The sequence below is a fragment of the Bacillus sp. K7 genome (assembly GCF_053903245.1).
Map to the genome: position 1 here is coordinate 807,954 of NZ_CP096406.1, position 15,851 is coordinate 823,804.

The following is a 15,851-nucleotide window of genomic DNA, read 5'->3' on the forward strand; positions in this document are numbered from 1 at the left end:
ATACAGGAAGTGAAAATGAAGTGAAAGCAAGCGTGATTATTCCTGCATATAATTCAAAGGAGCGTCTCTATAACAGCCTTCTGTCGTTAAACGAGCAGGAGTGCGATGAAGAATTTGAAGTCATTGTAGCCGACAATGGATCTGAGGACGGAACGCTCTCGATGCTTGAGTCGTTTCAAGCGGATTTTCCGCTCGTTTTTACAAGGATTAAAGAAAACAGGGGCATTGCGTACGGACGAAATCAGGCGCTTCGCAATGCCAGAGGAGATATCCTGATTTTTCATGACAGCGATATGCTCGCGGCAAAGGACCTTGTGGCAAAGCATATCAAGGCCCATGAGAACGAAGAGAATCTCGTCGTATGCGGTTTGTTTTGGAAACGGATTTACAGTTTTTATTACGAACGGTTTGAAGATGAGCATAAGGAACAGCTCGCAAAGCTCGTAGACGAAATGCCGAAAAAAGACAAACAAAAGCTGCTGAAGGAAGCGGATATCAAGAACGGAAGCTTTCTGGATAAAAGCTTTGACCTTGATACCGACTTTATTGACGTACTCAAGCAGATTTTAGTTGAGTACGGCGATGACCTGAAAGGCTATCATATGCCATGGCGCTTTTTTATCACAAATAATTCCTCTGTCAAACGCAAGCATGTGATTGATCTCGGTTTATTTGATGAAGGCATTGTGCGGTACGGGTTTGAGGATTATGACCTTGGGATCAGGCTACATCAGGCCGGACTGACGTTCAGGCTGCATCGCGACATCGTCAGTGTTCATCAGGAGCACCCGAGCAATTGTAAGTCTGTGGACGATATTCGGGCAAATATTGCCTATATGTGCGATAAATATAACAACATCCGGTCCTTAGACGTTCATCTCGCTTTTAACGGGCCGTTCCCGCCTGACATGACGAACGGCATCATGGCTGATATTCATAAGCTTTTGGAATCTAAGAAATACGATATGCTGCTGAATGTGTTTCTTGAGCTGCTCCATGTTGTTAAAGAACGCAATATTGACCCGGACTGGCAAAAGAAAGCCCCGAGGGTGACGGCGAAAAACTTTGATTTGCAATCTGTCCGTAAGCTTCTGCCAAAAGCGAAGAAAAAGCTAGGCGTAAACGATTTTGCCAACGCGCTGTATGCGCTTGTCAACGATTTGCTGCACGTGGATCTTAGATAATTGGATGTGGTATGGTGAGTACATTTCATTTTTCAACGATAGTGTCAAGGACGCATATCTTTAAGCTCATGCCCATGATTCATTCTCTCCATGAGCATTGCAATGATTTTCATTTATATGTGCTGTGTGTCGATCAAAAAGCGTATGAATTGCTTCAGCACGTGCCATGGGAGCATGTGACCTTTGTGCAGCTGCATGAAATGGAAGACCCGGAGCTGCTGCAAGCGAAAGGCAATCGAACGTTTCATGAATATTGCTGGACATTAAAACCCGCCTTTTTGTTCCATGTCATGAGCAAATGGGGGGATGCTGAATACTTTGCCCACATGGATACCGATCTGTTTTTCTTTTCTGATCCAGCACGTATTTTTGCCGAAAACCCAGCGGCGTCTCTATATTTGACCGATCACCGGAACTCGCCGCGATTCATGTCGTATTATGAGCGGACCGGCCGCTTTAATACAGGTTTTGTCGGTGCCGGAAATACGAAGGAAGCATATGAAGCGGTGTGGCAGTGGAGACAGGAATGCGTTGCATTTTGTACGGTAGAAATGAATACAGAACGAAAGACGTACGGCGACCAAAGGTATGTGGAGAAATGGCCGGCGCATTATAAGGATGTGCATGTGGTCAAATCAATCGGAGCCAATACAGCGCTTTGGAATATTGAAAACTATAAAGTCGGACAAAAGGACGGACGCGTGTATATAGATGAAACACCGCTGATTTTCTATCATTTCTCCGGGTTTACATTGGTGACGGAAAAAGAGTTTAATCTTTGCTGGTATTACCGGATTGAAGACGAAGCGACAATTGAAATGATTTATATGCCGTATGTGTTAAACCTAAAAAGGTGGATTGACGAAATTCAGTCGGCATTCCCCGACTTTGCGGACGGCTTTATCCCGAAACACGCAGTGCCTGACACTCATTTTATACAGCTGGATTAAAAAATCCCTGCCGCATGGCAGGGGTTTTTCAGCTATGCCATTCTCTCAGCTTTTGATCGCTCGGCAATAGGAAGGCTAGGATGCCGAGAACAGGGAGAAAGGCGATGGCAATCATTGTCGGGGTCAGTCCCGCGGCGTCAATCAGAGCGCCCAGCGCCACAGCGCCGATCGCGCCCATCCCGAAGGCGAGTCCGACGGTCAAACCGGACATTGTGCCGATTTTTCCTGGAACAAGCTCCTGTGCGTAGACAACCGTTACGGAAAAGCTGGACATCAACACCAAGCCGATCAATGCGAGCAAGCCATAGGCGAGCACAGGGCCTGCGAATGGAAGCAGAATCGCCAGAGGCGCCGAGCACAGCAGCGAACAGAGGATCACAAAGCGTTTTCCGAAACGGTCTGCGAGCGGGCCGCCGAGAAACGTGCCGACAGCGCCGAACAGCAAAAAGACAAAAATATAGCTTTGTGCCTGCTGTATGCTTACGTGGTATGTATCGATCGCGTAAAACGTGTAAAAGTTGCCGATTGCACTTGTGTACCAAGAACGCGCAAAAATGAGAAATATAATCATAATAAGAGCAGATACAACAGACTTGGAGATTGCCTTGTTTTCAACCGTTTTCTGTATGCTGCCGGACTTCTTGGCAAGGCTTCCGAGGCGTGCGGCGTACCATTTCGCAATATACAGCAGCAACATAACAGCGAGCGCTGCGACAAGCGTGAACCAAACGGCGCCGAATTGGCCGAGCGGCACAAGGATCAGTGCGGTGATCAGGGGCGCCATCGCCTGACCTGAGTTTCCGCCCACCTGATAGATCGATTGGGCGAGCCCGCGTTTGGTGCCGGCGGCCATATACGCCACACGGGAGCCTTCCGGATGGAAAATGGCCGAGCCTAATCCAATGAAAAACACACAGCATAAGATCGTTACAAATGACGGGGCAAATGCAAGGCCCAAAATGCCGAGCATGCTCGCGGTCAGGCCGATTGGCAGTGCGTACGGCCGCGGCCGTTTATCGGTATACCAGCCGACGACAGGCTGCATGACAGATGACACCATGTTTAATGTGAAAGCGATGATGCCGAGCTGTGTAAACGTCAGGCTCATGGAGCGTTCCAAAATAGGAAACATGGCCGGAATCACGGCTTGCAGCGAATCATTGAGCATGTGGCAGATGCCGATGATCATCAAAATCGGATATACCGTCGTGCCGGGTTTTTGAACTGTTTTTTCTTTTAGCGGGGCGGCGATAGCCAAGTGAGTCTCCTCCTTACATATATAACCAAAGCATATCACCATATTATTCATAAGGTGAAGAATTTATCAAGAGGTAAAAAGACGCTTCTAAAAGAAAAAACATCAGCCTGATTAGCAGCTGACGGTTTTTTTGATATTCAATATGTCATACATCTCTTCAAGCTTGCGAATCTCATAAGTTGGCATGATCTTTGACTCATTTGGTTTCATGTCAGGATTCATCCAGCAAGTATCAAGTCCGGCGAGCCGTCCGCCTTTGATATCGGCAGTCAGCGAATCGCCGATGATTAATGTGTGCTCTGCTGAAAAGTGGGGAATCCGTTCAAACACGTAATCGAAGTATTCCTTCATGGGCTTTTGATAGCCTGTGTCTTCAGATACGAAAATATCTTTAAAAAACGGAAATAATCCTGAATCATGGAGACGCTTGTATTGTGTTTTAGACACGCCGTTTGTCACGATATACAACTCAAACCGGTGCTGCAGATTTGAGATGAGATCAAAGGCGCCATCAATAAGCTGATGCCCTTCTTCGAGAAAGCTGCGGTATTTTTGCTCAAGCAAAGCGCCGTCCGCCTCATAACCGTATTCCTTGAACAAAGCGGAAAAACGTGTGTTCACGACTTCATCACGGGTAATCTTTTCTTCTTCAAAGGCTCTCCACAGGCCTTGATTGATTGTTCGATACTGCGTCTTCATTTCATCTGTTAAAGGAATGTTCTGATCTTCAAACAGCAAACGAAGCGCTAATGCTTCTGCCGCTCTAAAATCAAGGATGGTATCGTCTACATCAAATAATAAAGTGCGGTATTGTTTCATCAGTTTGTCTCCCATTCTGCTAGGTTCTTTAAAGTATAGCACATAAAAAAAGGGAAAAGCCGGCTGGTGAGGCACCGCCGGCTGAAATGAGATTATTTGTTTAATAAGCTGTGATTTCTCGAATACAGGAAGTAAACCACTGTTCCAACAGCGATCCAGATGGCAAATGAAAGCCATGTGACGCCGGGAAGGCTGTACATAAACCAGAGGCAGATGCCTGCGCTGATGATCGGCACAACCGGAACGAACGGCACTCTGAAGGACGCTTTGATTTCCGGATGTTTCTTTCTTAACACGATGACCGCAATGGAAATGACCGTAAACGCGGCCAGCGTCCCCATGTTCACGAGATGGGCCAGCGTTCCGAGGTTGATAAACCCGGCGATGCCCGCCGCAACGATACCTGTCAGCCACGTGTTGCGGAAAGGCGTTTTAAACGACGGATGGACCTTTGCGAACAATCCAGGCAGAAGGCCGTCTCTGCTCATGGCAAACGTCAAACGGACCTGAGCGTACAGCAAAGCGAGCATCACCGTCGTAATCCCGATAATGGCACCGACAGATATAATCCCGGCAACAGCATCCTGGCCGACGAATTTCAGCGCAAATGAGACCGGATCTCCAACATCCAATTTCGTATAAGGCATCATGCCTGTCAGCACAAGCGATACCGTGATGTACAGAACCGTACAGACGGCAAGAGCTGAAATAATGCCGACGGGCATGTTTTTTTGCGGATTTTTCACTTCCTCTGAAGCGTTAGAAACCGCGTCGAACCCGAGATACGCGAAGAACACAGTTGCCGCGCTGACGATGACGCCTGTCATCCCGAACGGCATAAAAGGAGACCAGTTATCCGGTTTGACATAACCGAGGCCGACAATGATGAACAATAAAATGATCCCGATTTTCATCAGGACGATGACGTTGTTAAAGCGTGTGCTTTCCTTGACGCCTCGGCTGACAATCGCAGTGATGATGAGAATGATCACCGCAGCCGGAAGATTAAACACGGCGCCCGGCGTGCTCCCCGGCGCTCCTGCCAGTGCGGCCGGAATATGAAGGTTGAAGCCGGCAAGCAGGGATTGAAAGTATGAAGACCAGCCGGTGGCAACTGCCGACAGCGCAATGACGTATTCAAGCATGAGATCCCATCCGATCAAAAAGGCGAGCAGTTCTCCGAGTGTCACGTAGGAATAAGAGTACACGCTACCCGAAATTGGAATCGAAGACGAAAACTCAGCATAGCAGAAGGCGGCGAGCGCACAGGCGAGACCCGCTAAAATAAACGAGATGATGAGAGCTGGACCTGCACCGGTCGCGGCCACTGTTCCTGTAATGACAAAAATCCCTGTACCGATGACACAACCGATGCCGAGCAAGGTTAAATCAAATGCGCTTAACGTACGGGCAAGGCTTTTTGACTTGCTCTGCGCACTCAATGTTTCAAGCGTTTTTTTTCTAAATAATGAACTCATCAAAGTTCCTCCTGAAAAATTCAAAATATTCTAATCATTATATACAGTTCTTCTTATATGATATTGTCGAAATTTGGCGCAGTCAACATAATATTTTCTTGCTTTAAATGATAGAAGCGAAACAGCGTTGTCGTAGGATAGAATAGTAATTTACTAATAAGATATTCAATTTTATGCAGGGGGAACCGATAGAAACAATAGATTCGCCCACATTATGACTTTCGATTAAAAAGGAGATGCTGACCATGTTTCAATATGAAGAGTTGAATAAACAGTTTATCGGCGGGAAATGGCAGGAGGGCAGCAGCCCAAATGTATTGGAAAACAAAAATCCTTATACTCAAAAAACATTCACAACTTTCCAAAAAGCGACTGCTGACGATGTAGATGAAGCGTACCGGGCAGCGGCGCTGGCAAAGAAAAAATGGGATGCGGTCAATCCGTTTGAGAAAAGAACCATTTTAGAAAAAGCCGTCACGTATATTGAAGAAAACGAAGAAGCCATCATTTATCTGATTATGGAAGAGCTTGGCGGAACAAGACTTAAAGCGGCCTTTGAAATCGGGCTTGTGAAAAATATCATAAAAGAAGCGGCAACGTTCCCAGTCCGTATGGACGGAAAAATTCTTCCATCAACAATAGACGGCAAGGAAAACAGATTATATCGCGTGCCGGCAGGCGTGGTCGGCGTGATCAGCCCATTTAACTTCCCATTCTTTTTATCGATGAAATCAGTGGCGCCCGCGCTTGGAGCCGGCAATGGCGTCGTGCTCAAACCGCATGAGGAAACGCCGATCTGCGGCGGCACGCTGATTGCGAGAATTTTTGAGAACGCGGGAATTCCAGAGGGGCTGCTGAATGTCGTTGTCACAGACATTGCAGAAATCGGAGACAGCTTTGTCGAACATCCGGTACCGCGGATCATCTCGTTTACAGGTTCAACGAAAGTCGGCAGCTACATCGGCCAGCTTGCGATGAAGCATTTTAAAAAGCCGCTTCTTGAACTCGGCGGCAACAGCGCCTTCATCGTACTTGAGGATGCGGATATCGAATATGCGGTCAATGCGGCGGTGTTCAGCCGATTTACACACCAAGGGCAGATTTGCATGTCGGCCAACCGTGTACTTGTTCACTCATCAATTTATGATAAGTTCCTTGAAATGTATCAGGCAAAAGTGGAATCACTGAAGGTCGGCGATCCAATGGACCCTGATACGATTATTGGGCCATTAATCAACAGCAGACAGACGGACGGGCTGATGAAATCTGTTGAAAAAGCAATTGAAGAAGGCGCTGTTCCAGTGAAGCTTGGCGGATTTAACGGGACGATCGTGGAACCGACGATCTTAAAAGACGTGAAACCGTTCATGAGCATCGCCAAGGAAGAGCTGTTCGGACCTGTCGTTTCCTTCATGAAGTTTGATTCAGAAGACGAAGCGGTGGATATCGCAAACGAAACGCCGTTTGGCTTGAGCGGTGCCGTACATACGTCAAATCTTGAGCGCGGCGTGGCTTTTGCGAAGCGCGTTGAAACAGGCATGATTCATGTCAATGACACGACCATCAATGACGAACCGAATGTGGCCTTCGGCGGTGAAAAGCAATCTGGTCTCGGCCGTTTGAACGGCGAGTGGAGCCTTGATGAATTTACGACGCTGAAATGGATCTCGGTCCAGCACGAAAAACGCAGCTTCCCTTATTAATAAAAAAAGGAGTGAATGGAATTGAGCATAAGAACGGAAAAAGAAACGGCAGACCTTCTGGACGCGTTTATTAAAGTAGCCCCTTATCTAAACAGCTTGGTCCAAGATGATATTACAATCGGCATTTACGATACGGAAAAACTGCTTGTGAATATACCGGCCAAAACCTTTTCGCTAAACGTAAAAGCCGGTGATCCGCTGCAGGAAGGGGATATTATCACAGATGCCATCCGCACCAATCAGAAGAAGACGAGCATGGTTCCGAAAGAATTGTTCGGCTTCCCATTGATTGCACGTGCTATCCCGCTCCACGACGAGAATGGAAGAGTGGTAGGAGGCGTCGGCCTCGGAACGAGCCTTGAGGAGTCGTCAAGGCTGCATGATGTGGCGGAAAGCTTATCAGCTGTCGTTGAACAAACGGCCGCGGCCATTTCTGATATTTCTGACTCAATCAACGGTTTTTCATCTCAAATGACGGGCATTTCCTCCCAGGCGAAAAAGGTCAGCGAAAGCGCCGGTGAAATCGCCGATATCTCAGTAACCGTGAAAGGCATTTCTGACCAAAGCAACCTGCTCGGCTTGAACGCCGCGATCGAAGCGGCGAGAGCAGGAGAGTCCGGAAAAGGCTTCTCTGTCGTCGCGGATGAGATCAGAAAGCTAGCAACGCACTCAAAAGAAAATGTCGGCCAGATCGATCAGATCACGAAAAAAATCCACAGCCTGCTGAAAGGGCTGGAGGAATCCATTGAGTCGATTAATCAGCATACGGACGGACAAGCCGCCGCTGTTGAACAAATCTCAGCCACGATGCAGGAGATTTCAGGAAGCGCGCAGCATCTCGCGAAAATGGCAGAAAAAGCGCTAGAGGAAGAATAAGAGACCGGGGACAAATGTCCCCGGTCTTTTTCTATCCTTTATTTCCATGAAATATGTCTGACGTTTTACTAGTTTTATTCCAGCGGCTGATTTAAAATGTACACATGAACTTACGTGAGGATTGATAGGAACCATGAGCATATTAAAAGCGGAACATCTGTATAAAACATACGGAGATAAGACATTATTTGACCACATCTCCTTTCATATTGAAGAGAATGAGAGAATCGGATTAATCGGGCCGAATGGAACTGGAAAATCAACGCTGCTGAAGGTGATTGCCGGCTTGGAATCTATTGAAGAGGGAGATATCACGACATCCGGCAGTGTGCACGTCGAATTTCTGCATCAAGACCCGGAGCTGCCTGCGGGGCAAACCGTGCTGGAACATATCTATTCCGGTGAATCGGCTGTGATGAAAACCTTGCGCGAATATGAAAAAGCACTGTATGAACTGGGGGAAGACCCTGAAAATGAACAGCGCCAGAAGCATCTGCTGGCGGCGCAGGCGAAAATGGACGCAAACCATGCGTGGGATGCGAACACCTTGGCGAAAACCGTATTGTCTAAGCTCGGCGTCAACGACGTAACAAAGCCAGTCAACGAGCTATCAGGCGGCCAGAAAAAACGGGTGGCGATTGCCAAAAACTTAATTCAGCCCGCTGATCTGCTCATTTTAGACGAGCCGACAAACCATTTGGATAATGAAACGATTGAGTGGCTTGAAGGATATTTAAGCCAATACCCCGGCTCTGTCATACTGGTGACGCACGACAGGTATTTCTTAAATCGTGTCACGAACCGCATTTATGAGCTTGAACGAGGCAGCCTCTACACGTACAAAGGCAACTATGAAGTGTTTTTAGAAAAACGCGCGGAACGGGAAGCGCAGGCTGAGCAAAAGGAAACGAAGCGCCAAAACCTGCTGCGCCGCGAACTGGCTTGGCTGAGACGGGGAGCGAAAGCCCGTTCCACAAAACAAAAGGCGAGAATTGACCGAGTGGAGGCGCTTAAGGAGCAGAAAGGCCCTCAATCATCGGGTTCACTCGACTTTGCGATTGGCTCTCACCGTCTTGGCAAACAGGTCATTGAAGCGGAGAACGTGATGATCGCTTATGACGGCCGCATCCTCGTTGATCGCTTTAATGAATTGGTCATACCGGGTGAACGGATCGGGATCATCGGGCCAAACGGCATCGGAAAAACAACGCTGTTAAACACGCTTGCCGGCCGTCATGAGCCAGACGGCGGCCATATTACGATCGGACAGACTGTCAGAATCGGCTACTATACTCAGGATCATAGTGAAATGAATGGCGAGCTAAAGGTCATTGACTATATAAAAGAAACGGCGGAGATCGTCAAAACAGTTGATGGCGATATCATTACAGCTGAACAAATGCTGGAGCGCTTCCTCTTCCCGCGCTCGATGCAGCAAACGTACATCCGCAAGCTGTCCGGCGGGGAAAAACGCCGTTTATACTTACTGCAGGTTCTCATGCAGGAGCCGAATGTCCTGTTTCTCGATGAGCCGACGAACGATTTGGATACTGAAACACTGAGCATCCTGGAAGATTACATCGACCAGTTCCCTGGTGTTGTCATCACCGTATCCCATGACCGCTACTTCCTTGACCGTGTCGTCGACCGTTTGATTGTGTTTGAAGGAAATGGCGTCATTTCCCGCTTCCAAGGCTCCTACAGCGACTATATGGAGGAGTCAAAAGCGAAAAAAACAGCTGAAAAGCCGGCTGCTGAAGCAAAACCGGCCGAAGCTGAGCCAAAGAAAAAACGGAAAAAGCTTTCTTACAAAGATCAGCTTGAATGGGACGGAATCGAGGATAAAATTGCCCAGCTTGAAGAAAAACATGATCAGCTCGAAGCTGACATCGCCGCAGCAGGAAGCGATTTTGGAAAAATCCAAGAGCTGATGGCCGAGCAGGCGAAAACGGCGGAAGAGCTTGAGGCTGCCATGGACCGGTGGACAGAATTGTCCCTCATGATCGAAGAGCTGGAAAGCTGAAAAAAGCGCGGCCCGCAGGTGCCGCGCTTTTTTTCACACAATATACAAAAACGTAACGTCCTGCTTATGATAGGATAAAATGGTGTGTCATCGGCACATGGAAAACGAACGGAGATGATGTAGTATGACATGGACGATCGTGATGTTAATCCTCATGAGCCTGGTGAAAATCGTATTAACCTGTCTTCCAACAGGCGTCATGGAATGGCTGCTCAGCAAATTCGCGGTGCACGCCAAGCTGAGTGACGAAAATGCTGTTCTCTCCCTAGATGGAAAACGTCTTGAGGGTGAAGAGAAACAGAAGGTGATTGCCCAATTTAACGAAGCTGTCTTCCTAGAGAAATATTATATCTACCCAGGTGACGAAGAGCGTTATTTACATCCGGAAAACGGCGGCACGCCGTTGGTAATAGATATGAAAAAAGGCAAAAAAGATGTGAAACTGTTTGTATACAGCTATGACGACCATATCGACGTCGTCAAACAATACAAGAAGAAAGTCATTGCGTATCAATTGCTTTCTGAAAGCCTTCAAAAAGGATCTCTGTCAGTGACAGGAAGTATAGCTTAATCAGGATGTGAAAGACGGTTGCTTTATGCTGCTCGTCTTTTTTTATTATTTTTTAAACCTTAACGTTTACGTTAAGGTTTAAAAGGTGTATAATGGTAACAGAAACGGCGAAGGGGGATTTACCTTGGAATGGATGAAGATTGATCAAGTAGCCAAAAGAAGCGGCCTGACGAAGCGTACCATCCGATTTTATGAAGAAATCGGCTTGATTCCGGCGCCGAAACGGACAGACGGCGGCGTAAGGCTTTATTCAGAGGATGATATGGAGGAGCTTGAGAAAGTCATCAGCACAAAAGAGGTGCTCGGGTTCTCCCTTCAGGAGCTTCAGCATTTCATGGAGACAAGCCGCCAGCTAGAGTTAAACAAAGAGGGGTATTTGTTGTCACTGGACCCTAAGGAACGGAAAGAAAAACTGGAGGAAATTCAGGAAAGCCTGAATCACCAGCTGGATTTGATTGATGAGAAAATCCGTACATTCCAAAGCTTTAAAGAACGCCTGCAAGGCATGAAAAACAAAGCGGAACGTGCCATTCAGTCAATCGAATGAAAAATTTGCCAAACGCTATTTTGTAGCGTTTCTTTTAATGGAATCACAATGGAGGTCAAGTCAAATGGATAAGACAACACAAGTGAATCAGAAAACAGGCTTGCTCAGCCAGCCGAAAGCGGTATGGGCTGTCGCGTTTGCCTGTGTGATTTCCTTTATGGGAATCGGGCTGGTCGATCCAATTCTTCCGGCAATTGCCGCACAATTACATGCTTCACCTAGTGAAGTATCACTCTTGTTTACAAGTTATTTGCTTGTCACAGGATTTATGATGTTTTTCTCAGGAGCCATTTCCAGCCGTATCGGCGCGAAATGGACATTAATTCTAGGACTCATTTTTATTATTGTGTTTGCGGGGCTTGGCGGCAGCTCAAGCTCAATTGCCCAGTTAGTCGGCTATCGCGGCGGCTGGGGATTAGGGAATGCTTTGTTTATTTCAACAGCGCTTGCGGTCATCGTCGGCGTGTCAGTCGGGGGCAGCGCCCAAGCAATTATTTTGTATGAGGCGGCGCTCGGTCTCGGGATTTCTGTCGGGCCGCTTGCAGGCGGAGAGCTTGGAAGCATGTCATGGCGCGCGCCGTTTTTCGGCGTATCTGTCCTGATGTTTATTGCGTTAATCGCGATTTCTATCATGCTGCCGAAATTGCCGAAACCGGCGAAACGCGTCGGTGTGTTTGATGCCATGAAGGCGCTCAAATATAAAGGGCTGCTGACAATGGCGGCATCAGCGTTCTTATATAACTTTGGATTTTTTATTTTGCTTGCTTATTCTCCGTTCGTTCTGGATTTAGATGAACACGGTCTCGGTTATGTCTTCTTCGGCTGGGGACTTCTGCTGGCGATTACGTCAGTCTTTACGGCGCCGCTCGTGCATAAAGCGCTGGGCACAGTGCGTTCCTTGGTTGTTCTCTTTATCGCCTTTGCGGTGATTTTGATCATCATGGGCATCTGGACAGAGCATCAGGCGTTGATTATTACATGTATCGTTGTCGCCGGTGCTGTCCTCGGTATGGTGAATACGATCATGACAACAGCTGTGATGGGGGCTGCGCCGGTTGAACGTTCTATCGCGTCTTCAGCCTACAGCTCAGTCCGCTTCATCGGCGGCGCGCTCGCTCCGTGGATTGCGGGAATGCTGTCAGAACACTTCACCGCAAGCACACCATATACGGTAGGCGGGATCGTCGTTTTTGTCGGCATGCTTGTCCTTCTCATGGGACGTAAACATCTTGCCGGAATTAAGGCGGGACATTAATAACGAAAGACACTGCTCATGAGGCAGTGTCTTTTTGAATCGTGCAACTTCCCATTACAACCTTGCTGTATCAATATACATACAGCATCATGAAAAACAGCTTTTCCGTCGAATGGTTCACCGCATGGGCTGACGAGGAAGACGTTGAGCTGTCTGCCAAAAGAGAGCTGACACTTGATGAATTCACATCGCCATTGCAGCTCATTTTATAAGACAGAGAGCTTTTGAGAATCGTTCAGAAAAAATGGCAGTAAAAAACCCGCCCTTCAGCAGGCGGGTTTTCTTCGATTTAAAGCACTTTCGTCGTCCAAGACTCGCAGTTCCACGTTTCTGTCGCGATATCCATATAAAACTCTGGCTCATGGGAAATGAGCAGAATGGAGCCTTTGTATTCTTTGAGCGCGCGCTTGAGCTCTTCCTTCGCGTCGACATCCAAGTGGTTTGTCGGCTCATCGAGCACCAGCAGGTTTGTTTCTGAATTGATCAGTTTGCACAGTCTGACTTTCGCTTTTTCGCCTCCGCTTAATACGGAAACGCGGCTTTCGATATGTTTTGTTGTCAGTCCGCATTTTGCCAGAGCGGCCCGGATTTCATACTGCGTGTAAGAAGGGAATTCGCTCCATACCTCTTCGATGCACGTATTGTTGTTTGTTTCCTTAACCTCTTGCTCGAAATAGCCGGTAAAGAGGTGCTCGCCGCGTTCAACCGAGCCTTCAAGCGGCTGGATTTCGCCAAGCAAGCTTTTCAGCAAGGTCGTTTTTCCGATCCCGTTCGCGCCGTAAAGGGCGATTTTTTGGCCGCGCTCCATCCGGAGGTTGAGCGGGCGTGACAATGGGGAATCGTAACCGATCACCAGATCCTTCGTTTCAAAAATCAGCTTGCCTGACGTTCTCGCTGGCTTGAAGTGGAATTCCGGCTTTGGCTTTTCTGCCGCAAGCTCGATCATATCCATCTTATCGAGTTTCTTTTGGCGGGACATTGCCATGTTTCTCGTGCTGACGCGGGCTTTGTTGCGGGCAACGAAATCCTTCAGCTCCGCGACTTCCTGCTGCTGCTTTTTGTACGCTGCTTCAAGCTGCTGTTTCTTCACCTCGTAGACTTCCATAAACTGATGGTAGTCGCCGACATAGCGTGTCAGCTCTTGATTTTCAACATGATAAATCAGGTTGATGACGCTGTTTAAGAACGGAATATCATGGGAAATCAGGATAAACGCGTTCTCGTATTCCTGCAGGTAGCGTTTCAGCCACTCGATATGCTGCTCGTCAAGATAGTTGGTCGGTTCATCGAGAAGCAGAATTTCCGGTTTTTCAAGGAGAAGCTTAGCGAGAAGAACCTTGGTGCGCTGTCCGCCGCTTAAATCGGTGACATCACGCTCTAATCCGATATCGCTCAAACCGAGGCCGCGGGCGATTTCTTCCACCTTGGAATCAATGACATAAAAATCATTGTTCGTCAGGGCGTCTTGAATCATGCCGACTTCTTCAAGCAGCTTTTCGAGCTCGTCGGGATCAGCTTCGCCCATTTTGTTGTAAATCTCGTTCATTTCTTCTTCCATCGCAAATAAATAATGGAACGCGTCTTTCAGGACATCACGAATGGATTTTCCTTTTTCCAGCACGGTATGCTGATCCAGATAGCCGACACGTACATTTTTTGACCATTCGACTTTTCCCTCATCAGGTTCGAGCTTTCCGGTAATAATATTCATAAAAGTGGATTTTCCTTCGCCATTTGCGCCGATTAGCCCGACGTGCTCGCCTTTTAGCAGGCGGAAGGAGACGTTATTAAAAATGGCCCGGTCACCAAAGCCGTGGCTTAAATCCTTTACAGATAAAATACTCATATTTACACCTCTATCGTTTATCAAACACGCACAGCCGGCGTGTATTATTTACCCTTATGATTATAAAGGAGGAATCGGAATGTTGAAAGGTATAGGAAAGAAAAAGAAAAATTGCGTTCCGGGCGAGGTTTTGAGATACTATGGAATAGATTTCACGAATTGAGGAGAAAAAAATGACGCAAACTTGGCCATTTTTACATAATGCACAATCATTTATTCAAGAGAATTGGAATGCTTCCGGTTTTCAAAAGCCGACACCTGTTCAGGAACAGGCGGCTCAGCTGATTATGGACGGAAGGGATGTCATTGCGGAATCGCCGACAGGAACAGGCAAGACGCTGGCGTACGCGCTTCCGGTCATGGAACGGATCAAACCAGATCAGAAGCATCCGCAGACAGTGATTTTAGCGCCATCCCGTGAGCTGGTGATGCAGATCTTTCAGGTGATTCAGGATTGGAAAGCGGGATCAGAGCTGCGCGCGGCTTCCTTAATCGGCGGGGCGAATGTGAAGAAGCAGATCGAAAAGCTGAAAAAACATCCGCATATCATTGTCGGCACGCCGGGCAGGGTATTTGAGCTGATTAAAGCGAAGAAATTAAAGATGCATGAAGTGAAAACGATCGTGCTTGATGAGACGGACCAGCTTGTCCTGCCGGAGCATCGCGAAACGATCAAGCAAATCATGAAAACGACATTAAGAGACCGCCAGCTTCTGTGTTTCTCTGCCACGCTCAAAAAGGAAACAGAGGACGTGCTCCGCGAATTGGCCCAAGAGCCTGAGGTATTGAAGGTGCAGCGTAGCAAGGCGGAAGCTGGAAAAGTGAAGCACCAATATCTGATTTGCGAGCAGCGTGACAAAGTGAAGCTGCTGCAAAAGCTATCAAGGCTTCAAGGCATGCAGGCACTTGTATTTGTGAGAGATATCGGCAACCTGAGTGTATATGCGGAAAAGCTGGCATATCACCATGTCGATCTCGGCGTGCTGCACAGTGAAGCGAAAAAAATGGAGCGGGCGAAAATCATTGCCGCGTTTGAATCCGGGGAATTTCCGCTCTTATTAGCGACTGACATTGCCGCACGCGGCTTGGATATTGAAAACCTGCCATATGTGATCCATGCTGATATTCCTGACGAAGACGGATACGTTCACAGATCAGGCCGAACAGGCCGGGCCGGAAAAGAAGGCAACGTGCTGAGCCTCGTGACTAAACTGGAAGAATCAAAGCTGAAAAAAATGGCGAAGAAGCTTGGCGTGGAGCTGAGTGAAGCTGTTTATGCAGGCGGAAAACTGAAGATAAAATAAAGGAGGGCGGAAAGCCCTTCTTTTTTGTTGTAAAATA

The 15,851-nt window shown here is 47.7% G+C and carries 13 protein-coding genes and 1 pseudogene; 10 read left to right on the forward strand and 4 right to left on the reverse strand.

Annotated features, from left to right (window positions below):
* Positions 1 to 20: 20 nt before the first annotated feature.
* Positions 21 to 1,184 carry a glycosyltransferase family 2 protein gene (locus M1D98_RS03975; RefSeq protein WP_268539167.1) on the forward strand — a complete coding sequence of 388 codons (1,164 nt, stop codon included), beginning with the start codon at positions 21 to 23 and terminating at the stop codon, positions 1,182 to 1,184.
* Between the two features lie 14 nt (positions 1,185 to 1,198).
* Positions 1,199 to 2,134 carry a putative nucleotide-diphospho-sugar transferase gene (locus M1D98_RS03980; protein ID WP_456280030.1) on the forward strand — a complete coding sequence of 312 codons (936 nt, stop codon included), beginning with the start codon at positions 1,199 to 1,201 and terminating at the stop codon, positions 2,132 to 2,134.
* A 28-nt stretch (positions 2,135 to 2,162) separates the two neighbouring features.
* On the opposite strand, the gene M1D98_RS03985 is transcribed toward M1D98_RS03980, so the two are convergent.
* The 3 genes from M1D98_RS03985 to M1D98_RS03995 all read right to left on the reverse strand — a co-directional run bounded on the left by M1D98_RS03985 (position 2,163) and on the right by M1D98_RS03995 (position 5,689).
* A complete protein-coding gene (locus tag M1D98_RS03985; RefSeq protein ID WP_268523306.1) occupies positions 2,163 to 3,392 on the reverse strand; it encodes an MFS transporter in 1,230 nt (409 codons plus the stop codon).
* 111 nt (positions 3,393 to 3,503) lie between these two features.
* A complete protein-coding gene (locus tag M1D98_RS03990) occupies positions 3,504 to 4,211 on the reverse strand; it encodes a YjjG family noncanonical pyrimidine nucleotidase (RefSeq protein ID WP_010330342.1) in 708 nt (235 codons plus the stop codon).
* Between the two features lie 92 nt (positions 4,212 to 4,303).
* Complete coding sequence (locus tag M1D98_RS03995; RefSeq protein WP_129550780.1) at positions 4,304 to 5,689, reverse strand: amino acid permease; 1,386 nt, start codon at positions 5,687 to 5,689, stop codon at positions 4,304 to 4,306.
* A 245-nt stretch (positions 5,690 to 5,934) separates the two neighbouring features.
* Between M1D98_RS03995 and yfmT the strand changes: the two genes are divergently transcribed.
* The 7 genes and pseudogenes from yfmT (at position 5,935) to M1D98_RS04030 (ending at position 12,876) form a co-directional block, all read left to right on the forward strand.
* Positions 5,935 to 7,392, forward strand: a complete 1,458-nt coding sequence (gene yfmT / locus M1D98_RS04000; protein WP_010330340.1) for a benzaldehyde dehydrogenase — start codon at positions 5,935 to 5,937, stop codon at positions 7,390 to 7,392.
* 510 nt (positions 7,393 to 7,902) lie between these two features.
* A pseudogene (locus M1D98_RS04005) lies at positions 7,903 to 8,268 on the forward strand (methyl-accepting chemotaxis protein); the annotation flags it as partial.
* A gap of 133 nt (positions 8,269 to 8,401) precedes the next feature.
* Positions 8,402 to 10,291 (forward strand): ABC-F family ATP-binding cassette domain-containing protein, encoded by a 1,890-nt coding sequence (locus M1D98_RS04010; protein ID WP_268523308.1) that lies wholly within the window; start codon positions 8,402 to 8,404, stop codon positions 10,289 to 10,291.
* Positions 10,292 to 10,415: 124 nt separating this feature from the next.
* Positions 10,416 to 10,862, forward strand: a complete 447-nt coding sequence (locus tag M1D98_RS04015; RefSeq protein WP_121642121.1) for a YfmQ family protein — start codon at positions 10,416 to 10,418, stop codon at positions 10,860 to 10,862.
* A gap of 124 nt (positions 10,863 to 10,986) precedes the next feature.
* A complete protein-coding gene (locus M1D98_RS04020) occupies positions 10,987 to 11,409 on the forward strand; it encodes a MerR family transcriptional regulator (protein ID WP_010330336.1) in 423 nt (140 codons plus the stop codon).
* A 64-nt stretch (positions 11,410 to 11,473) separates the two neighbouring features.
* On the forward strand, positions 11,474 to 12,664 hold the full coding sequence (locus tag M1D98_RS04025) for an MFS transporter (protein ID WP_121642122.1): 1,191 nt from the start codon (positions 11,474 to 11,476) through the stop codon (positions 12,662 to 12,664).
* A 41-nt stretch (positions 12,665 to 12,705) separates the two neighbouring features.
* On the forward strand, positions 12,706 to 12,876 hold the full coding sequence (locus tag M1D98_RS04030; protein ID WP_268523312.1) for a hypothetical protein: 171 nt from the start codon (positions 12,706 to 12,708) through the stop codon (positions 12,874 to 12,876).
* Between the two features lie 77 nt (positions 12,877 to 12,953).
* Here M1D98_RS04030 and M1D98_RS04035 read toward each other — a convergent pair whose 3' ends face one another.
* Positions 12,954 to 14,510, reverse strand: coding sequence for an ABC-F family ATP-binding cassette domain-containing protein (locus tag M1D98_RS04035; protein WP_456280031.1), 1,557 nt, complete (start codon positions 14,508 to 14,510; stop codon positions 12,954 to 12,956).
* 173 nt (positions 14,511 to 14,683) lie between these two features.
* Here M1D98_RS04035 and M1D98_RS04040 point away from each other — a divergent pair, with 173 nt between their 5' ends.
* A complete protein-coding gene (locus M1D98_RS04040) occupies positions 14,684 to 15,814 on the forward strand; it encodes a DEAD/DEAH box helicase (protein WP_010330332.1) in 1,131 nt (376 codons plus the stop codon).
* Positions 15,815 to 15,851: the final 37 nt, after the last annotated feature.